Source organism: Nocardia sp. NPDC005825 (genome assembly GCF_040630175.1).
Taxonomy (GTDB): domain Bacteria; phylum Actinomycetota; class Actinomycetes; order Mycobacteriales; family Mycobacteriaceae; genus Nocardia.
Genome location: NZ_JBEXXC010000001.1, coordinates 871,078 through 890,248, shown reverse-complemented (window position 1 = coordinate 890,248; position 19,171 = coordinate 871,078). Strand labels below are relative to the sequence as shown.

Here is a 19,171-nt window from a genome sequence, read left to right as displayed (position 1 = left end):
ATATGTCTCGCGACACCGATTCACCGCCAGGTAGATCCAATGGCAGGCTCGACAGCCTGCTGCGTCATGATCTGCCTGCGTCCCTCGTAGTTTTCCTGGTCGCCTTGCCGCTGTCACTCGGCATCGCGGTCGCCTCCGGCGCGCCCATCGCGGCCGGACTCATCGCCGCCGTGGTCGGCGGTATCGTGGTCGGCCTGCTCGGCGGTTCCCCGCTGCAGGTCAGCGGCCCCGCGGCCGGTCTGACGGTCGTCGTCGCCGAAACCATCACCCAATTCGGCTGGAAGACGGCGTGTTTCATTACCGTCCTGGCCGGTCTGCTCCAGATTCTGTTCGGGCTCAGCCGAATTGCCCGCGCCGCCCTGGCCATCGCACCCGTCGTGGTGCACGCCATGCTGGCGGGAATCGGCATCACCATCGCGCTGCAGCAGCTGCATGTGCTGCTCGGCGGCGCGTCCCATAGTTCGGCCTGGCAGAACGTGATTCAGCTCCCCGGTGAGCTGACCAGCATCCACGGCGACGACTTCCTGATCGGCGTGGTCGTGATGGCCATCATGTTCGGCTGGAAGTACGTGCCCGGCAAGGTGAAGGTGCTGCCCGGCCCGCTGGTCGCGGTCGTCGTCGGCACCGTGCTGTCGCTGGTGCTGCCCGGCTCCCCGGAGCGAATCGTGTTGAGCGGCTCGCTGTTCGACGCCATCGGCCTGCCCGGAATGCCGTCCGGCAACTGGGGCGCGGTCGTGCTCGCCGCCCTGACCATCGCTCTGATCGCCAGCGTGGAGAGCCTGCTGTCGGCGGTCGCGGTGGACAAGATGCACACCGGCCCGCGCACCAACTTCGACCGCGAACTGATCGGTCAGGGCGCGGCCAACATGATCTCCGGCACCCTGGGCGGCCTGCCCGTCACCGGCGTGATCGTGCGCAGCGCCACCAATGTGCAGGCCGGGGCCCGCTCCCGCGCCTCCGCCCTGATGCACGGCGTCTGGGTGCTGGTGTTCTCGGTCGCGCTGGTAGGACTGGTGCAGCAGATTCCGAAATCGGCGCTGGCCGGTCTGCTCATCGTGGTCGGCGTGCAGCTGGTGAAGCTGGCCCACATCAAGCTGGCCCGCCGCACCGGCGACCTGCTGGTGTACGTGGTGACCGTGCTCGGCGTGGTGTTCCTGAACCTGCTCGAGGGTGTCATCATCGGCCTGGTCCTGGCCTTCGGGCTGCTGCTGTGGCGCGTCGTGCGCGTGGCGGTGACCGCGGCCGAGGTCGCCGGCACCGATCGCTGGCTGGTGAGCATAGACGGCACCTGCACCTTCCTGGCGCTGCCGAAACTGTCCACGGAACTGGGCAAGGTCCCGACCGGCGCCGACGTGCTGGTCGAACTGAGCGTCGACTTCCTCGACCACGCCGCCTACGAAGCCATCCACGACTGGGCCAACCAGCACGAGAACACCGGCGGCACAGTCGAATACGTGGAACTCGGCACCGCCCGCATGGCGCACGCCCTGGACGGCCCGCCGGTCCGCGGCCGCGCCCGCACCCTGCTCGACGACGTGCTTCGCCCCTGGCGCGAGGACGACGGCAACCCGATCACCCACGGCGTCGCCGCCTTCCATCGCCGCAACGCCCACGTGGTGCGCCCGCACCTCGACGAGCTACGCGACGTCCAGAACCCGCACTCGCTCTTCCTGACCTGCGCGGATTCGCGGATCGTGCCCAACGTGATCACCAATACCGGACCCGGTGACCTGTTCACGATCCGCAATGTCGGCAACTTCGTGGTCCCCGGTGGCCGTGACACCTCCATCGAGGCGGCGCTGTCGTTCGCCATCGAGGAACTACGCGTCGACAATGTCGTGGTCTGCGGTCACTCCGCCTGCGGGGCGATGAAAGCCCTGGTCGCGGGCGGACCCACCGGCCCGGGCCTGGGCAACTGGCTGGTCCACGGCCACGCCAGCCTGGACCGCTTCCACCCCGACGACCCGGTCGCCGCCGCGGCCGCCCGGGCCGGATACGGCGTGGACGATCAGCTCTCCATCGTCAATGTGGCGGTCCAGCTGGACACCCTGCGGGCCCACCCCGTGGTCCGGCGCGCCATGGCCGAACACGGCCTGCAGATCAAGGGCCTGTTCTTCGACATCGGCACCGCCCGGGTGCTCGAGGTGACCTCGGCGGGCATCCGCGAGATCGACGCCCCCGAGCTATCGGCCTTGGCGCACACCCACTGATCGGCACTCGCATCGCCTGATGGCGCGGGCCTCCCGGCTGGGAGTGCCCGCGCCATCACGCTTTTCGGGTGAAGCGGACATCGCGCGGCCGGGCGCGACGTGGAACCGCCGACCGTGTCCGGGCGCGTCTGCCGGGCGGCGGCGGGCCCGCGCCGTACGCTGAGCGCGCCTCGCGGTGAACGCGAGTTGATCGGGTGCGCCGGAGGTCGCGGGGGAGCCGTCCACTTCGGCGCGGAAACGTGACATCGTGGGTAGTAATCACCGTGAACGGCCGGATCGGAGTCGAATGGAAATGGTTGCGCAGCCCCCCGTTTCACAGGCCCTCGCGCCGGGCACCGACCTGCTACGGCCGGAGTGGCTGGCCGAACGGATCGCCGACATGGGGATCTCGTGGGGAACTGCCGACTCACGGGTCTCGGGCACCCTGTGGTGGTGCATGGCCGCCTCGTCGCTGGTGGACCCGATCGTCGCGGCGATCGCAAGCGATGCGCCCGTGTTCGACCCCGCGCTCGAGCACATCGTCCTCGAGATGCGGCCGGACGGCGGCGTCGAGCGGGTGCTGGGCGAACCGCACGGCTACCGGATCGCCGCCCACCTGCTCGCCCTCCGATCCGACGCGGTGACGGCCCCGGACGCGGCCGCCGCCTCGCTCGTGGATCCGCTGACGCCCGCACCGGCCGGCGTCACCGAGTCCGAAGTCCCCGCCGCCAATCTCGAAGGCTGCGCCTCGGGACCCGAAAGCGGTTGTGCGACAGCTGCTGTCGGTCACGCGCTGCGCCACACCCTGTCCCGGGTGATCCCCGTGGTCGCCGAGGTCTCCGGCGCGGGCGTGGCCGCACTGTGGGCGATCGTGGCCGACGCCATCGGCAATCGCGCCCTCGACATCGGCGCCGAGGAGGCGGGCGCGCGGCTGGCCCGCGACGTGGCCGGGCGGCTGCCGGTGCCTCGATTCCAGGATGTCGGCGGCCGCACCTTCGTGCGCCGCATCTCCTGCTGCCTGGTCTTCGAGGTCCCCGGCTGCACCATGTGCACCAGCTGCCCCAAGCGCCCCGCCGCCGAGCGCGAGGTCCTGCTCGCCGAGGTCGCCGCACGCGGCTGAGGGCGCGGGGCGGCCGAACACCGTGTGACGCTGGGGTGGTCCATCGGCGCGCGGTGCCAACCGTGCCGATAGAGTGGTGGCCGCCGGGGCTCTGCCCTTCACCAGGGGGTGCCCGGTCGTCATGTCCAACCTGTACGGCGGACCGAGCACCGCCGTGAAACGCCTTAGGAGTGTCCAGCCGTGAGCACCTCACCCCAGCAGACCCCAGTCGCCCGCGTCCGGGTCACGGCTGGGACTACCGCCGGGGCCGCGGTGCGTGAGGCGGACCTGCCGAGCAAGGGCGCGAACGCGGTGCTCGTGGTGCGCGACGCCGACGGCGCGCTCAAGGACCTGACCTGGGTGCCCGAGCTGGACACCGAGGTGGAGGTCGTCACCGCCGATTCCCCCGACGGCCGCAATGTGATCCGGCACTCGGCCGCCCACGTGCTGGCCCAGGCCGTGCAGCAGGAGTTCCCCGAGGCCAAGCTGGGCATCGGCCCGTACATCAAGGACGGCTTCTACTACGACTTCCAGGTCGACCGTCCCTTCACCCCGGAGGATCTGGCCAAGCTGGAGTCCCGGATGAAGAAGATCATCAAAGGCGCGCAGCGGTTTTCGCGCCGGGTGGTCGAGATCGACGAGGCCCGGGTCGAACTGGCCAAGGAGCCGTTCAAGCTCGAGCTCATCTCCGACAAGTCGGGCATCGACGATCCAGAGGTCATGGAGGTCGGCGGCAAAGAGCTGACCATCTACGACAACCTGGACCCGCGCAGCGGCGAGAAGATCTGGGGCGACCTGTGCCGCGGCCCGCACCTGCCGACCACCAAGTACATTCCCGCGTTCAAGCTGACCCGCTCCTCGGCCGCCTACTGGCGCGGTGACCAGTCCCGCGAGGACCTGCAGCGCATCTACGGCACCGCCTGGGAGTCCACCGAGGCCCAGGACGAGCACCTGCGCCTGCTCGAAGAGGCCGAGAAGCGCGATCACCGCAAGCTCGGCCTGGAACTGGACCTGTTCTCCTTCCCCGACGAGCTGGGCTCGGGCCTGCCGGTGTTCCACCCCAAGGGCGGCATCATCCGCAAGGAGCTCGAGGACTACTCGCGCCGCCGCCACACCGCCGCCGGCTACGAGTTCGTCAACACCCCGCACATCACCAAGGGCCACCTCTTCGAGGTCTCCGGACACCTGGACTGGTACCGCGAGGGCATGTTCCCGGCCATGCATCTGGACGCCGAACTCAATGAGGACGGCACCGTGCGCAAGCCCGGCCAGGACTACTACGTCAAGCCGATGAACTGCCCGATGCACAACCTGATCTTCCGGTCGCGCGGGCGCTCCTACCGTGAACTGCCGCTGCGCATGTTCGAGTTCGGCTCGGTCTACCGCTACGAGAAGTCCGGCGTCGTGCACGGCCTGACCCGGGTGCGCGGCATGACGCAGGACGACGCGCACATCTACTGCACCAAGGAGCAGATGCACGCGGAGCTCACCTCCACGCTGCAGTTCGTGCTCTCGCTGCTGCGCGACTACGGCCTCGACGACTTCTACCTGGAGCTCTCCACCAAGGACCCGAAGAAGTTCGTGGGTTCCGACGAGCTGTGGGAGGAGGCCACCGAGACCCTGCGCAAGGTGGCCACCGACTCCGGTCTGGAGCTGGTCCCGGATCCGGGCGGCGCCGCGTTCTACGGCCCGAAGATCTCCGTGCAGGCCAAGGACGCGCTGGGCCGCACCTGGCAGATGTCGACCATCCAGCTCGACTTCAACCTGCCCGAGCGTTTCGAGCTCGAGTACACCGGCTCCGACGGCGCCAAGCACCGCCCGGTCATGATCCACCGCGCGCTGTTCGGTTCCATCGAGCGCTTCTTCGGCGTGCTCACCGAGCACTACGCGGGCGCGTTCCCGGCGTGGCTGTCGCCGGTGCAGGTGGTCGGCATCCCGGTCGCCGAGGCGTTCGCCGAGCACCTGGACAAGGTGATCGAGCAGTTGCAGGACAACGGGATTCGCGCCGAGCTCGACCGCAGCGACGACCGCATGCAGAAGAAGATCTTCAACCAGACCGCGCAGAAGGTGCCGTTCATGCTGCTGGCCGGCGCGCGCGACGTGGAGGGTGACGCGGTCAGCTTCCGCTTCCGCGACGGCACCCAGGTCAACGGCGTGCCGGTGGCCGACGCGGTCGCCACCGTCGTGGACTGGGTGCAGCGGCGGGAGAACAGCTCGCCGACCGCGGAGGGCTTCGAGATCCGCAAGGCGGGTCGATGAGCGAAGCATTCGTGCCCGTGCCCGAGCAGATCGTGGACACCGGTGCGGGGGACCCGGATCGCCTGCAGCGGTTGTGGACCCCGTACCGGATGTCCTACATCACCGGCGAGGCCGAGGATCGCGACACCGCGGCCGAGCCGAAGGCCGACGCGCCCAAGAAGACCGGGCATCCCTTCACCGACATCCCCGAGATGTCGGACGAGGACGGGCTGATCATCGCGCGCGGTGAATCGGTGTACGCGGTGCTGAACCTGTACCCGTACAACCCCGGCCACATGATGGTGGTGCCCTACCGTCGCGTCGCCAACCTGGAGGACCTGACCGCCGCGGAGAGCGCCGAGCTGATGGCGTTCACGCAGCAGGCGATCCGGGTGATGAAGCAGGTGTCGCGGCCCGAGGGCTTCAATGTCGGGCTGAATCTCGGTGGCGTTGCCGGGGGTTCACTCGCCGATCATCTGCATCAACATATCGTGCCGCGCTGGAGTGGGGACGCGAACTTCATTACCGTCGTCGGCGGAGTGAAGGTGATGCCGCAGCTGCTCCGGGAGACCCGGGCGCTGCTGGCACAGGCGTGGAAGGAAGCGGATTCGGCATGAGCGGGTCAGGCCCGGAGGCGGTAGCGAAGCGTGACCATGGAGGGCCCCCGCTCATGCCCCACGGGCACCGCGTGAGCGGTAGTGGCCGGGAGTTCGTAGCGTGCTGAGCTTCTTCGGTCGCGAGACGTTCGCCAAAGCGACCGCGCCCCTGGGCAAAGCGCTGGTGAGCACGGGGCTGACGCCCGACGCCATGACGCTCATCGGCACCACCGCCTCGATCGCCGCGGCGGTGACGCTGTTCCCGACCGATCACCTGTTCTGGGGAACCATGGTGATCTGGCTGTTCGTCATGTTCGACATGCTGGACGGCGCCATGGCCCGCGCGCGCGGCGGCGGCACGAAATACGGTGCGGTGCTGGACGCCACGTGTGACCGGGTGGCCGACGGCGCCATCTTCGCGGCGCTGGCCTGGTGGTCGGTGTACACCGAGCACTCGAAGCACCTGTTCGTGGCGACGCTGGTGGTACTGGTGACCTCGCAGGTCATCTCCTACGCCAAGGCGCGCGCGGAGGCCAGCGGGCTCTCGGCGGACGGCGGCCTGATCGAGCGACCCGACCGGCTGGTCATCGTGCTGGTCGGCGCCGGATTCACCGGTATCGGTGGCTATTTCGGCATCGAATGGCTGTCGTACGCGGTGTATGTCGCCATGTACATCCTGGCCGTGCTCAGCATCGTCACCGTCTTCCAGCGGGTGCTGGCGGTTCGCAATTCGCCCGGGGCCCGCGACATCATCGCCCCCGCGGCGCAGGCCCCGGAGGAACCGCAGCGGTGACAACCGATTTCACGTCCGCGATGACCGACAAGGCATACGCGGCCGGATGGCGGCTGGTCCGCGCCCTGCCCGAGCGCACCGCGCGCCGCCTGTTCGATCGGGGCGCGGACCTCGCCGCCCGCAAGGCGAACAAGGCCGCGCGCCGGGGCAATCCGAACCAGCTGCGCAAGAACCTGGCACGGGTGCTCGGCACCACGCCGGACCTGGTGCCGGACAGCCTGATCCGCGACAGCATGCGGTCCTACGCCCGCTACTGGCGTGAGGCGTTCCGGCTGCCGTCGATGGACCACGCCGCGCTGGGCGAGTCGCTGCGCGTGGCGGGCATCGAGCACGTCGACGCCGCGCTGGCCCGCGGCAAGGGCGTGCTGCTGGTGCTGCCGCATTCGGGCAACTGGGATATGGCCGGGGTCTGGCTGGTCCAGAACTACGGCCAGTTCTCCACTGTCGCCGAGCGTTTGAAGCCGGAGTCGTTGTTCGAGAGGTTCGTCGAATTTCGGGAGAGTCTCGGCTTCGAGGTGTTCCCGCTGACCGGCGGCGAGCAGCCGCCGTTCCCGCAGTTGGCGGATCGGTTGCGGGACAACAAGATCGTGTGCCTGATGGGGGAGCGCGATATCACCGGCAAGGGCGTGCCGGTCACGTTCTTCGGCGCGGACAGCTGGCTGCCGGCGGGCGCGGCCAAGCTCGCCCAGGAGACCGGGGCGGCGCTGCTGCCGGTGCACTGCTGGTTCACCGTCGACGCCGACGGCCGCGAGGGCTGGGGCATGCGGGTGTTCGAGGCCCTGGATCTGGCGGGCGGGATGGCCCCCGCCACCCAGGCGCTGACCGACGTGTTCGCGGCCAATATCGCCGCCCATCCGGCCGACTGGCACATGTTGCAGCCGGTGTGGAAGAGTGATTTGTCGCAGGCCAGGCTGGATCGTATCGCGGCCGCGCAGCAGGCGCTGGGCTCTCGGGAGCAGCGGGCAACGAACTCGGGTGAGCCGAGGGCACGGGGCTCCGAGGAGCCGGGGACAGGGGCACTATGAAGATCGGCATGGTCTGCCCGTACTCGTTCGACGTTCCGGGCGGGGTGCAGTCGCATGTCGTGGAGCTGGCGCAGGTGCTCATCGAGCGCGGCCACAAGGTGAGCGTGCTCGCGCCCGCCGCCGACGACACGCCGCTGCCCGACTTCGTGGTCTCCGCCGGTAAAGCGGTCGCGATCCCCTACAACGGGTCGGTCGCGCGACTGTCCTTCGGACCCACCGCCTACACCCGCATCCGGCGTTGGATCGCCGACAACGACTTCGATGTCCTGCATATCCACGAACCCAACGCGCCCAGCCTGTCCATGCTCGCGTTGAAGATCGCGGAGGGGCCGATCGTGGCCACCTTCCACACCTCGACCACGAAATCGCTGGTGCTGAGCACCTTCCAGGGCGTGCTGCGGCCGTACCACGAGAAGATCAGCGGCCGGATCGCGGTGAGCGAGCTGGCCAGGCGCTGGCAGGTGGAAGCTCTCGGCGGCGACGCGGTCGAGATCCCCAACGGGGTCGACGTGCCCGCGTTCGCGCACGCGCCGCTGCTGGACGGCTATCCGAAGCCCGGCAAGTCGGTGCTGTTCCTGGGCCGGTTCGACGAACCGCGCAAGGGCATGGAGGTCCTGCTGGGCGCGCTGCCCGAGCTGGTCCGCCGGCATCCCGGCGTGGAGATCCTGATCGTCGGGCGCGGTGACGAGGACCGGTTGCGCCGTGAGGCCGGGGAGAACGCGGGACACCTGCGGTTCCTGGGCCAGGTCACCGATGCCGAGAAGGCCTCGGCGATGCGCAGCGCCGACGTGTACGTCGCGCCCAACCTGGGTGGCGAGAGCTTCGGCATCGTGCTGGTGGAGGCCATGGCCGCCGGAACCGCCGTGGTGGCCAGCGATCTGGACGCCTTCCGCCGGGTGCTGCGCGACGGCACCGCGGGCATGCTGGTGCCGGTCGGCGACTCCGAGCGGTTGTCGGCGGCGATCAGCGCCATGCTCACCGACGACGAGCGGCGCGAGGAGTACATCCGCACCGCCAATCAGGTTGTCGGCGAATACGATTGGCCGGTCGTGGCCGAGCAGATCCTGCGGGTGTACGAGACCGTCACCGTCGGCGACGTGCGCGTCAGGACCGCCGGATGATCACTTTCTCCGCGACGACCATTCTGGTTCTCGCGCTCGTCGCGGCGGCCGTCATCACCGCCGCGGTCTGGGCGTACACCACCGCCAACCGCCTCGACCGGCTGCACGTGCGCACCGACCAGGCCCGCCACGCGCTCGACGCGGCGCTGGCCCGGCGCGCGGTCGTCGCGCGGTCGGTGGCGGTCACGCTGGCCGGTCTCTACGATCCGGCGCTGGTCGAGCAGGCGCGGCGGTTGACCGCGCTGGCCGACCGCGCCGAACGCTCCAGTTGGCGGGACCGCGAGACGGTCGAGAACCAGCTCGCCGCCGCGCTGTCCGCGGTCGACATCGCGTTGCTGCCGCCGCAGCTGGTGGCCGAACTGGCCGACGCCGAGGCCCGGGTGCTCATCGCCCGCCGCTTCCACAACGACGCCGTCCGCGACACCCTCGCCCTACGCACCCGACGCCTGGTCCGGTGGCTGCACCTCGGCGGTACCGCGCCGCTGCCGGTGTACTTCGAGATCGCCGAACGCGTCACCGCGGCCGCCTCGACCGGCCTCGAGGTCGACACCGTCCGGACCTCGGCCCGCGTGGTGCTGATCGACGAGCAGGATCGGGTCCTGCTGTTGCAGGGCGTCGACCCGAAGGTTCCGGATGTGCCGTTCTGGTTCACCATCGGCGGCGGCGTCGATCCGGGGGAGACGTTGCGCGAGGCCGCGATCCGCGAACTCTACGAGGAGACCGGTCACGCGGCCGACTCGTCGGCGCTGCGCGGTCCGTTGTGGCGGCGCGTCGCGGTGTTCCCGTTCAACGGGGAGCTGATCCGCTCCGAGGAACTCTTCTTCGCGCTGCGCGCCAAGACTTTCGACCCGGTCCCCACCAACCTGAACTTCGTCGAACGCCGTTCCATCACCGGCAACAAGTGGTGCACCCCCACCGATATCGCCCACCTCGACCACTCGGGCGAAACCGTGTACCCGTACCACCTCGATCATCTGCTCGCCGAGGCGATCACCGCCGCCGACTCCGACACCGATCCCGAAGTCCGTTCCATCCGCTGACCCCGGGCGCGTCCGCTGGGTGGGACCGCGGGCGCGAACCCCGTCCGCCGGGGCCGATCCGCGGTTACGGTGGGCCGATCAATGGTGATCGGTGGCAAGGACTTACGGCATGAAGTTGATGTACGCGTTGTGGGGTGCGGATCTGGGGGAGCGGCTGCGCGGCGAGCAGCTGCGCAAGGAGCTGACCGGGCTGGGCGTCAGCGCCTTGCAGGTGAACGTCCGGGACGCCGACGTGGAGGCCGCCCAGGTGCGGCACACCACCTATGACGCGCCGATCGACGCCATCGTCAGCGTATGGACCGAGGGTGACCACGAGGCCGTGACCGCCGCGCTGCGGGCGGTGGCCGACGACGTCAACGGGTGGGTCGTGCACGAGCGCCGCCCGATCGAACCGCCCGAGGTCGCCGACGGCGAGCGCACCGACGCGCTGGCCAATATCGCCATCCTGCGGATCCCCGAGAACCTCACCCGCGAGGAGTGGCTGCACAACTGGCACGTCCTGCACACCCCGGTGGCCATCGAGACCCAGGACACCTTCGGCTACGTGCAGAACACCGTCGCCCAGGCCCTCACCGAGGGCAAGCAGGTCGACGCGCTCGTCGAGGAACTGTTCCCGATGGCCGCCATGACCAGCGCGCACGCCTTCTACGGCAGCGGCGGCGACGACGCCGAACTGCAGCGCCGGGTCACGGCCATGATGGAGAGCGTGGTCCGGTTCGGGGCGCACCTGAACCTGGACCTCGTCCCCACCAGCCGCTACTTCTATCAGCTGGACTGAACGCTCACCGGTCGCGAGCGCTCAGCCGAAGAACGAACTGCGCACCGGGCCCGGTGAATTCACCGGGGTCCGGGCGCCCAGCAGCCAGGTGTCCCGGGTCGCGGCGACGAAATCGGCCAGAACCTCGTCGGGGTCGGGCGGAGTACGGTCGTCGCCCGAGTCCGGGGTGCCGTCGGCTTTCACGATCTCCCGCGCGATCTCGGACTCCGGGCGGGCATCGGCGGGCGCCGTTTCCGGGCCGTTCTCGCCCAGGCGGGTGTTCGGGCCCCACGGTTCCACCGCCACCTGGCACAGCAGGCCGCTGATGTCGGCGGCCACCGCCGGTGGCCGGACCCAGTAGGTGGCGTGCTCGAACAGGATCTGCCCGGACGCGCGGGTGGTGAGAGCGCGGCTCAGGTCGGGGTCCAGGTCGGCGAGGGAGTAGGCCACGACGAGCGTGTCGGTCCGGTCCGGCGCGAATTCGACTACCGGCAGACCGAGCAGTTCCGCCGCGGCCAAGCCGATGATCCGGTCGGACCGGCCCGGCAGCAACGACACCGAGGTCGGTGCGAGCCCGGCGGAGCGCAGGATCACAGCGAGCCGGTCGAGGGTGTGGCGGCACAGTTCGAGCCGGTCACCCAGGTAGGCCCAGCGGCCGGTCATCCCGGCGTCGAAACCGTACGGCGACAGGGTCGCCAGGTAGCCGCCGGTGAGCGTGTACTGCCAGCCGCGCAGGTCGGCGCCGTCCAGCGCGCTGACCGGGGCGACCCGGTCCGCGCGGAGCAGCATCCGGTGCACGCGGTCGCGGGCGGGCAGCCAGTCCTCGTTCTCGGGTGCGGGCAGCCGCGCGAACTCGGTGCGAGCCCGGTCCAGATCGCCCGCCAGGATCGAGTCGTACGTCAGCAGATACCGCTCGGGGTAGGGGCGCAGGATCGATTCGTGCGCGAGCAGTGCCTCGACCGCCTCGGCGTGGCGGTACTCGTCCTCGAACGCGGTGACCAGTTCGGAGAGGGCCAGATTGGGTTTGGTGGTGCCGGCGCGCAGAGCCTCCCGTAAGGCCGGGATCGCGGCGAACGGCACGCCGTATTCGATGCACTCGTAGCCGAAGATGGTCCAGGCATCGGGGTTGTCCGGCGCTCCCGCGGCGGCCCGTGCCGCCAACGCGAGCTTGTCCAGGTCGGCGCGGTCCGCCAATTCGGCTGTGATCGAGGCCAATTCATGGATGGGGAGGGTGTCGGCGATCTGGCACAGCGTGCGCGCCGCGCCGCTCACATCGTCCGCGGCGAGCAGCGCGCGGACCTCGTGCAATTCACTTGTCATCGCCCTCGATCCTGGCGGGCGGGACGTGTTCGGGCAAATGAGTATTTGCGACGCGGTAGCCCCGGAATTGTGACGCCCGTCATTCCGGCGCAGGTAGGCAGTCCAGTCGTGTCGGACTGGCTATGAAGTGGCCTGAACCCGCAGCCTAGAATCGTGGTGTTCGATTCCGAGCCGGTGTTCGAATTCAAACAATCCGATTGGCCCACATGACCCAGGAGTTTGCCGTGACCTCGCCTGACACCACCCCCACGATCGGTACCGCCCGCGTCAAGCGCGGCATGGCCGAGATGCTGAAGGGCGGTGTGATCATGGATGTCGTCACGCCGGAGCAGGCCAAGATCGCCGAGGACGCCGGTGCGGTCGCCGTCATGGCGCTCGAGCGGGTCCCGGCCGACATCCGGGCTCAGGGTGGCGTGTCCCGCATGTCGGATCCGGACATGATCGACGGCATCATCAACGCCGTCTCCATCCCGGTCATGGCCAAGGCCCGGATCGGCCACTTCGTCGAGGCGCAGATCCTGCAGTCGCTCGGTGTCGACTACATCGACGAGTCCGAGGTGCTGACCCCCGCGGACTACGCCAACCACATCGACAAGTTCGCCTTCACCGTCCCGTTCGTGTGTGGCGCCACCAACCTGGGCGAGGCGCTGCGCCGCATCACCGAGGGCGCGGCCATGATCCGCTCCAAGGGTGAGGCCGGCACCGGCGACGTCTCCAACGCCACCACCCACATGCGCACCATCCGCGCCGAGATCCGCCGCCTGACCTCGCTGTCCAAGGATGAGCTGTACGTGGCCGCCAAGGAACTGCAGGCCCCCTACGAGCTGGTGTGCGAGGTCGCCGAGACCGGCAAGCTGCCCGTCGTGATGTTCACCGCCGGTGGCATCGCCACCCCCGCCGACGCCGCCATGATGATGCAGCTCGGCGCCGAGGGCGTCTTCGTCGGCTCCGGCATCTTCAAGTCCGGCAACCCGGCCGAGCGCGCCGCCGCCATCGTCAAGGCCACCACCTTCCACGACGACCCCGACGTCCTGGCCAAGGTCTCCCGCGGCCTGGGCGAGGCCATGGTCGGCATCAATGTCGAGGAGATCCCCCAGCCCCACCGCCTCGCCGAGCGCGGCTGGTAGTCCCCGCCGAGCGCGGCCGGTAATCGATTCGGCCGCAGCCTGATTCACACCGCCGGGTGGTCCTCGTGACCACCCGGCGGTTTTTCATTGTGTGCGAGGGACTTTCGGCCCTTTTGAGTTTGCGGGGTGGGTGCTAGCTGTCAAGGGCTGGAGACGGGACGCGCGGAGGAGCGGGGGACGGCCCATACCGGTGGCTACCTGCGTGCATACCGGCTGGCAAACTGTGATCGCTTTTCGGGCAGTGGGGTTCGGCAAATTTACTACCTGGTGTTTTGTGGCTAGTGTTCGGCTGATTCACCGGTGAACAGTCAAATATCGTGTTTCTGGCAAGGAGCCCGCATGCTGGCGATCGACCATTTCACCTATGGCTGGCTGACACCCGTTCTGGCCTATGTCATGTCCGTCACCGGATCGTTGCTGGCACTGCGGTGCATGGTGCGGGCGCGGAATCAGCAGGGGCACGGCGGGTGGATCATCACCGGGGCGATCGCGCTCGGCGGGACCGGGATCTGGGTCATGCATTTCATCGCGATGCTCGGGTTCTCGGTGCAGGACAGCACCATTCGGTACAACGTGCCGATCACCCTGCTCAGTGCCGCCATCGCGATGGGGGTGGTGTGGCTGGGGCTGTACATCGTGGTGCATCAGCGCGGGGAGGCGTTCGCGTTGATCACCGGCGGAACCATCACGGGGCTCGGGGTGGGGGCGATGCACTACTCGGGGATGTACGCGATGAAGACCGACGCGATGGTGGCCTACGACCCGTGGGTGGTGTTGCTGTCCATCGTGATCGCGGTGGTCGCGGCCACGGCGGCGCTGTGGTTCACGCTGCACGTGAGCGGCATCATCTCCACGATCGCCGCCGCGCTCATCATGGGAGTCGCGGTGTGCGGCATGCACTACACCGGCATGTTCGCCATGCACGCCCACATGGCCGCGCACATGCACTCGCCGTCGGGCGCCCAGCCCGCGCAGCTGCTCACCCCGTTGATCATCGCGGTCAGCATGGCGACCATGATCCTGCTGTTCCAGGTCGGGATCACCGAGATCGACGAGCCGGATCTGAGCCGCATCCGCGGGCAGTACGCCAGCCGGTTCTGGCCCGCGCGCCGGGCGGGCAGCGCTCCGGCGGCCGACGAGTACCCGACCGACACCTTCGAGGCCCGGCATCGGCAGTGGTGAGACACACCGCGACGGTCGTGGCCTGACGGTCGAGATGCTGGTGTCATGAACGCCAGCATCGCTCCGCCCACCCCGGTGAAAGGACCGTCATGCCCGCCGCGACCCGCACGGTGACCATTGCCCGCCCGATCGACCAGGTCTTCGCGTACTTCGCCGACGCCACCAACAGCGCCCGGTGGCGCAGCGGCGTCAAGGAGATCACCGCCGAGGGCGAACCGGCCGTGGGCACCGTCTACCGGCAGACGATCTCCGGGCCCGGCGGCCGCGGCATTCCCGCCGATGTCCGGATCACCGAGTACGAGCCGAACCGGATTGTGGTGCTGCGCGGCATCGCCGGGCCGCTGCGGCCCACGGTCGCCTACACCTTCGTGCCGGTGGGCGAGGCCACCACCGAGGTGACGTTCTCGCTGTCGGCGGAGTTGTCGGGTCTGAAGAGGCTGTTGATGAGCGGCCCGGTCCAGAAGACGATGACCGCGGAGGTCGCGGGCCTGGACCGCGCCAAGACGCTGCTCGAAACCGGTGCCGCGTAACCGGTTCCAGCGCTGCCCGCCGATCAGGCGGTGAGTGAATAGCCCCTGATCAGCGGCAGGTACACGGTGTCGACGATGTCCACCAGGACCTCGTCGGGCGCGGTCGGGACGCCGCGGGTGGCGAACTCGTTGCGCAGCAGGTCGATCGGCGCGGTGACGGCGGTTCTCGGCTCAGCCGACCCGCAGGGCCGGGCGGTCGGGGTGATCCCAGGCCACCAGCAGATCGGGCGTTTCGGCCCGCTCCCGCTGGAATTCGAGCAGTCCGTCGACCGTGAACATCTGGGCGGGGTCCGTGCGCCGGCGCAGTGCGCCTTCCGACATGCGCAGGGCCACGGTCAGATCGAAGTCCAGGCCGCGGCCCAGGAGCATGGGCCCGGCGAGGAAGAGCACGGTGCCGTCGGCGGCCTCACGGATGCGGGCGCGTGCCGAACGGTCGGTGTGCTCGTTCCACAGGGCGGGCAGATAGCGGCCGTTGTCGCGCAGCGAGGTCAGGACTTCGCGGTTCACTGCGGCGTAGTCGAACCAGCCTGTGCGGTAGGTGAATTCACTGTCGCGGTCGTATTCCAGCCGGACCGAGGCGGGGCGGACGAAGTCGTGCAGCGAGACGACCTCCGCCGGACGTCCGCGCCCGCGCAGCAGGTCAGCGGCCCCGCGCGCCACGATCAGTGGTTCGGCCGCGTCCGCGCCGTCCACCGCGACGACCGCGAACCCCCGGACCGTCGCGGCGCGCTCGGCGACGACCTCGAGCAGCGCTTCGGGGGACACGGCGGCGAAATCGGGCACCAAACCATCTTGCTGCAGGATTCCCGGCGTCTCGCGCGGGGGCGGCGATGCGGGCCGGCGTGGAGCGCGCAGTGCCGGGGTCCACCCGTTGCGGGAGCGCCTGTCGTTGTGGGCTATCGCGTGGTGGACGGCCTGGTGATCTCGGCGATCGTGTCCGTGTACCACCGGAAGAGCCGGATCGGCGGCAGGGGTGCGGCGTCCAGTGCCGCCCAGCATGCGGCCGCCGCGGCGCGGGCCGTCACGCCGGGCCAGGGGTGGGGGAGCAGGTCGGGCGGCAGCAGCGGATCGTCGTCGTGCGCGGTGTCGAACTCGGTCGCCAGCGTGATCGCCAGCGAGAGTTGCTGCGCCGCGGTCGCGGTGCGCAGGGCCGACAGGGTGTGCTCGGCGATCGCGCGCAGTCGCTCGTGCCCGGCGGAGAGCCGGTCCAGGGGCCACAGCCGGGCCGCGAGTTCGATGCCCCCGGTGCTGCCGCCGACCGACAGGTCGGTCGTCGACAGGGTGGTGAGCTGCTCGCCGATGCCGAGTGTGCCCGCGACCGAACGGATGCGGTCCTCCCAGGCGTGCGGGGACACATACAGTCCACCGTGGATCGGTGCGCCGCCGTGGCGCACGATGGCCTCCCGCATGGCGTCGCGCGCCTGCCGGTTGGCCTCGGGGACGGCGAAGGCCGCCAGATGCCAGGTGCGGTCCCAGCTCACCTGCCCACGGTCCTGGGCGTAGACGAACCGCAGGTATTCCAGGTCGGGTTCGATCGTGTCGAGGGTGTCGCCGGTGGCGCGCAGCACCGCCTTGCGACCGCGGCCCTCGTGGGTGAAACGCCCTTCGGCCACCAGCCGTTTGATGCACAGCCGCACCTGCTGATCGCTCATCCCGAGCGTTCCGGCGACCTCGTACAGCTCGCCCGCGTCGATGGTGGCGTCCTCGCGGATCATGCTCTCCACGAGGGTCCGGGTCGAGATCTCCGTCGCCGGAGTCGGATCCTGCATGCTCACCCCACCCGTTCCCGCTCGATCGAGACCATCGGCCCGGCGCTGCCGAATTCGCGGCCCAGCTCCTGGAAGAACCGTTCGGGGTCGATGACCGCTTCGGGCGGATGCACGCCGGGCCGGCGGGCGGTGCCGTCGATGACCTGGGACATGCCCAGGGCCAAGGGGATTCCGGTCGCGCGCGCCATATCGTCGAAGAGCGTACCGATGGACTCGTCGCCGGAGCGGCCGAGGTGCGCCAGCACCCGGTATTCGTGGCCGTCGCGGGTCCCCGAGAGCGCGGCGAAGAACGGCGGCAGGTTGCCCGGTCCGCGGGTTCGGACGGCGGTCGGCACGGATCGGGCGATGCGTCCCAGGGTGGGGCGCACCAGCTGCTCGGCGGCGGTCTCGGCGGTGAGCACGCCCGCGTCGATGTCCCGGCGCAACACGTCGAGGTAGGCGAGGGTGAACGGGGTGATCACCATGAGGTTGGCGGCGTCGCCGAGCGGTTTCAGACTGCGCTGCAACGTGATCGGCTCGGGGTGGCCGACCGTGTAGGCGGTGCCGCGCCGCCCGCCGGGCAGGGTGAGCTCCACCGCGCGCAGCGGGGGCTGCGCGGTCAGCCGCCCGGCGGCCACCGTGGAGATGGTGCCGCTGAACTGCTGCATCCAGTGCACGGCCGCCGCGCTGGGCGGGCCGGCGGTGGCGAGCGCGTCCTCCGCGCCCGCGCCCGGAACATCCACCGGCCACGCGGTATACGCGTCGAACACGGTGTCGAGCTCGGCCCCCGCCAGTGCGGCGAGCAGATTGCTGACACCGGGGCTCGCCCCCATGCCCACGATCGCGCAGACGCCGGCCGCCCGCGCGTGCGGATCGAGATCGAGCATGTCGACCGTCGGCTCCCAGTCGTCGCAGATATCGAGATAGTGCGTGCCCGTCTCGATCGCGGCGCGCAGCACGGTGCGGCCGAAGCGGTAGTAGGGGCCGACGGTGTTGAGCACCAGATCGGCGTGCGAAAGCGCCTGGCGCAGTGCGTGATCGTCGGTGACGTCGAGCGTGCGCGCGGTCACCGGCACCGGCGCGCCCGCCAGTCGCCGGGCCGCGGCCGCGGCGGCGTCGCCATCACGGTCGGCGATCTCGACGCGCTCGACGCCCAGCAGCCGCACCGCGGTCTCGACGGCGGCCGCGCCCATCGCGCCCGCCGCGCCCAAGGCCAGAACTCTCATGACGTACTCCTGTACTGCGGATCAGTGGAAGCCGGCGGCGTACTCGCGCTTCGGCACCGCGAGCGTGCCCTGCAGGGGCTGCGCGCCGCCGGTGATGGTGACCCGTTGTTCGCGGAAGGCGAAGTCGTGCTGGACGATCACCCATCCGCCGGCTGACACCACCAGGGCGGCAACGCAACTTGCGGCGATCAGGAGGCGGCGCTTCCAGGACATAAAACTATCGTATCAGAAACGGACGTCTACAATTCGATAGATTTGCCGGGTTGTTAGCCTGAGCGGGACAAACGCGAAGGGACGGGTGCATGGCGACGATCGAAGAGGCGCTCGAAATCGAGCAACTCGAACGCGACATCTTCCGCGGCGCGTCCACCAAGACGCAGCTGCCGCGCACGTTCGGCGGGCAGGTGGCCGGACAGGCGCTGGTGGCGGCTGTGCGCACGGTGGATCCGCACTATCAGGTGCATTCGCTACACGGGTACTTCCTGCGGCCCGGGAACCCGGAGCGGCCCACCGTCTACATGGTGGAACGCATCCGGGAGGGCCGCTCCTTCTGCACCCGCCGGGTGACCGGGGTGCAGAACGGTGAGGCCATCTTCACCATGTCCGCCTCGTTCCATGTGGGCGACGAGGGGCCGGAGCATCAGGACGAGATGCCGACCGTGCCGCCGCCGTCGGACCTGCCCGACGCCAAGGAGTCCATGAGCCCGGAACGGCTGTGGGCCATGCGCGAATGGGAGCACTGGGACATCCGCACCATCCCGCAGGACGAGGTGGACCGCCGCGGCGGCCTGGCCGCCCAGCAGCAGGTGTGGTTCCGCTACCGGCACGCGCTGCCCGACGACCCGCTGTTCCACGTGTGCACGCTCGCCTACATGAGCGATATGACCCTGCTCGGCTCCTCGAAGGTCATCCACCCCGACGAGCCCACCCAGAACGCCTCGCTCGACCACGCCATGTGGTTCCTGCGCCCGTTCCGCGCCGACGACTGGCTGCTCTACGACCAGCAGTCGCCGTCGGCGGGCGCCGGCCGGGCGCTGACCGGGGGACGGATCTGGAACCAGGCCGGGGAACTGGTGGCGGTCGTCATGCAGGAGGGGCTGACCCGCACCCTGAAGGATCCGCAGGCGCAGTCGTACCCGCCCGGAACCGCCTGAGCCACAGACGAATCGAGCGCGCCGCC

General features: G+C 69.6%; 18 protein-coding genes. 13 read left to right on the top strand and 5 right to left on the bottom strand.

Translation table 11 applies throughout. The features are described 5' to 3' along the window. Positions 1–2 precede the first annotated feature (2 nt). From ABZ382_RS04225 to ABZ382_RS04185, 9 genes are all read left to right on the top strand, one after another. Entirely contained in the window at positions 3–2,210 is a 2,208-nt protein-coding gene (locus ABZ382_RS04225; protein WP_357083699.1) for a bifunctional SulP family inorganic anion transporter/carbonic anhydrase, read from the top strand. 292 nt (positions 2,211–2,502) lie between these two features. After that, positions 2,503–3,309, top strand: coding sequence for a (2Fe-2S)-binding protein (locus ABZ382_RS04220; protein ID WP_357083696.1), 807 nt, complete (start codon positions 2,503–2,505; stop codon positions 3,307–3,309). Positions 3,310–3,489: 180 nt separating this feature from the next. After that, a complete protein-coding gene (gene thrS, locus ABZ382_RS04215) occupies positions 3,490–5,547 on the top strand; it encodes a threonine--tRNA ligase (RefSeq protein ID WP_357083693.1) in 2,058 nt (685 codons plus the stop codon). Further along, the gene (locus ABZ382_RS04210) at positions 5,544–6,143 is read left to right on the top strand and encodes an HIT domain-containing protein (RefSeq protein ID WP_357083690.1); all 600 of its coding nucleotides are present in this window, start codon (positions 5,544–5,546) and stop codon (positions 6,141–6,143) included. Before thrS ends, ABZ382_RS04210 begins: the two co-directional genes overlap by 4 nt. A 100-nt stretch (positions 6,144–6,243) precedes the next feature. Next, the gene (gene pgsA, locus ABZ382_RS04205) at positions 6,244–6,915 is read left to right on the top strand and encodes a phosphatidylinositol phosphate synthase (RefSeq protein WP_357083687.1); all 672 of its coding nucleotides are present in this window, start codon (positions 6,244–6,246) and stop codon (positions 6,913–6,915) included. Positions 6,916–6,935: 20 nt separating this feature from the next. Then, positions 6,936–7,940, top strand: coding sequence for a phosphatidylinositol mannoside acyltransferase (locus tag ABZ382_RS04200; RefSeq protein ID WP_357084060.1), 1,005 nt, complete (start codon positions 6,936–6,938; stop codon positions 7,938–7,940). Beyond that, on the top strand, positions 7,937–9,061 hold the full coding sequence (locus tag ABZ382_RS04195) for a glycosyltransferase family 4 protein (protein ID WP_357083685.1): 1,125 nt from the start codon (positions 7,937–7,939) through the stop codon (positions 9,059–9,061). Before ABZ382_RS04200 ends, ABZ382_RS04195 begins: the two co-directional genes overlap by 4 nt. Continuing rightward, positions 9,061–10,101: an NUDIX hydrolase gene (locus ABZ382_RS04190; RefSeq protein ID WP_357084057.1), complete on the top strand. Its 1,041-nt coding sequence runs from the start codon at positions 9,061–9,063 to the stop codon at positions 10,099–10,101. Before ABZ382_RS04195 ends, ABZ382_RS04190 begins: the two co-directional genes overlap by 1 nt. A gap of 109 nt (positions 10,102–10,210) precedes the next feature. Then, positions 10,211–10,879, top strand: coding sequence for a hypothetical protein (locus ABZ382_RS04185; RefSeq protein ID WP_357083682.1), 669 nt, complete (start codon positions 10,211–10,213; stop codon positions 10,877–10,879). 21 nt (positions 10,880–10,900) lie between these two features. Here the strand turns inward: ABZ382_RS04185 and ABZ382_RS04180 are convergent, their stop codons facing one another. After that, positions 10,901–12,178 (bottom strand): hypothetical protein, encoded by a 1,278-nt coding sequence (locus tag ABZ382_RS04180; protein WP_357083679.1) that lies wholly within the window; start codon positions 12,176–12,178, stop codon positions 10,901–10,903. 224 nt (positions 12,179–12,402) lie between these two features. On the opposite strand from ABZ382_RS04180, the gene pdxS reads away from it, so the two are divergent. From pdxS to ABZ382_RS04165, 3 genes are all read left to right on the top strand, one after another. Then, the gene (pdxS, locus tag ABZ382_RS04175; protein WP_357083676.1) at positions 12,403–13,305 is read left to right on the top strand and encodes a pyridoxal 5'-phosphate synthase lyase subunit PdxS; all 903 of its coding nucleotides are present in this window, start codon (positions 12,403–12,405) and stop codon (positions 13,303–13,305) included. Positions 13,306–13,644: 339 nt separating this feature from the next. After that, a complete protein-coding gene (locus ABZ382_RS04170) occupies positions 13,645–14,487 on the top strand; it encodes an MHYT domain-containing protein (RefSeq protein WP_357083674.1) in 843 nt (280 codons plus the stop codon). 89 nt (positions 14,488–14,576) lie between these two features. Beyond that, a complete protein-coding gene (locus ABZ382_RS04165) occupies positions 14,577–15,017 on the top strand; it encodes an SRPBCC family protein (protein WP_357083671.1) in 441 nt (146 codons plus the stop codon). Between the two features lie 171 nt (positions 15,018–15,188). On the opposite strand, the gene ABZ382_RS04160 is transcribed toward ABZ382_RS04165, so the two are convergent. The 4 genes from ABZ382_RS04160 to ABZ382_RS04145 form a co-directional block, all read right to left on the bottom strand. Next, positions 15,189–15,800, bottom strand: a complete 612-nt coding sequence (locus ABZ382_RS04160) for a hypothetical protein (RefSeq protein WP_357083668.1) — start codon at positions 15,798–15,800, stop codon at positions 15,189–15,191. A 113-nt stretch (positions 15,801–15,913) separates the two neighbouring features. Beyond that, a complete protein-coding gene (locus tag ABZ382_RS04155; RefSeq protein WP_357083665.1) occupies positions 15,914–16,786 on the bottom strand; it encodes a PaaX family transcriptional regulator C-terminal domain-containing protein in 873 nt (290 codons plus the stop codon). 2 nt (positions 16,787–16,788) lie between these two features. Beyond that, positions 16,789–17,991, bottom strand: coding sequence for a saccharopine dehydrogenase NADP-binding domain-containing protein (locus tag ABZ382_RS04150; protein WP_357083662.1), 1,203 nt, complete (start codon positions 17,989–17,991; stop codon positions 16,789–16,791). A 21-nt stretch (positions 17,992–18,012) separates the two neighbouring features. Next, on the bottom strand, positions 18,013–18,204 hold the full coding sequence (locus ABZ382_RS04145; RefSeq protein WP_357083659.1) for a hypothetical protein: 192 nt from the start codon (positions 18,202–18,204) through the stop codon (positions 18,013–18,015). An 89-nt stretch (positions 18,205–18,293) separates the two neighbouring features. Between ABZ382_RS04145 and ABZ382_RS04140 the strand changes: the two genes are divergently transcribed. Beyond that, positions 18,294–19,145, top strand: coding sequence for an acyl-CoA thioesterase II (locus tag ABZ382_RS04140; protein ID WP_357083656.1), 852 nt, complete (start codon positions 18,294–18,296; stop codon positions 19,143–19,145). The last annotated feature ends 26 nt before the right edge of the window (positions 19,146–19,171 follow it).

Excerpts from the sequence above, each read along its gene's own strand:
- ABZ382_RS04165 (WP_357083671.1), top strand. The coding sequence starts at position 14,577 with ATGCCCGCCGCGACCCGCACGGTGACCATTGCCCGCCCGATCGACCAG.
- ABZ382_RS04170 (WP_357083674.1), top strand. The coding sequence starts at position 13,645 with ATGCTGGCGATCGACCATTTCACCTATGGCTGGCTGACACCCGTTCTG.
- ABZ382_RS04225 (WP_357083699.1), top strand. The coding sequence starts at position 3 with ATGTCTCGCGACACCGATTCACCGCCAGGTAGATCCAATGGCAGGCTC.
- ABZ382_RS04150 (WP_357083662.1), bottom strand. The coding sequence starts at position 17,991 with ATGAGAGTTCTGGCCTTGGGCGCGGCGGGCGCGATGGGCGCGGCCGCC.
- ABZ382_RS04145 (WP_357083659.1), bottom strand. The coding sequence starts at position 18,204 with ATGTCCTGGAAGCGCCGCCTCCTGATCGCCGCAAGTTGCGTTGCCGCC.
- ABZ382_RS04200 (WP_357084060.1), top strand. The coding sequence starts at position 6,936 with ATGACCGACAAGGCATACGCGGCCGGATGGCGGCTGGTCCGCGCCCTG.
- ABZ382_RS04155 (WP_357083665.1), bottom strand. The coding sequence starts at position 16,786 with ATGCAGGATCCGACTCCGGCGACGGAGATCTCGACCCGGACCCTCGTG.
- ABZ382_RS04180 (WP_357083679.1), bottom strand. The coding sequence starts at position 12,178 with ATGACAAGTGAATTGCACGAGGTCCGCGCGCTGCTCGCCGCGGACGAT.
- ABZ382_RS04140 (WP_357083656.1), top strand. The coding sequence starts at position 18,294 with ATGGCGACGATCGAAGAGGCGCTCGAAATCGAGCAACTCGAACGCGAC.
- ABZ382_RS04220 (WP_357083696.1), top strand. The coding sequence starts at position 2,503 with ATGGTTGCGCAGCCCCCCGTTTCACAGGCCCTCGCGCCGGGCACCGAC.
- ABZ382_RS04210 (WP_357083690.1), top strand. The coding sequence starts at position 5,544 with ATGAGCGAAGCATTCGTGCCCGTGCCCGAGCAGATCGTGGACACCGGT.
- ABZ382_RS04185 (WP_357083682.1), top strand. The coding sequence starts at position 10,211 with ATGAAGTTGATGTACGCGTTGTGGGGTGCGGATCTGGGGGAGCGGCTG.
- ABZ382_RS04195 (WP_357083685.1), top strand. The coding sequence starts at position 7,937 with ATGAAGATCGGCATGGTCTGCCCGTACTCGTTCGACGTTCCGGGCGGG.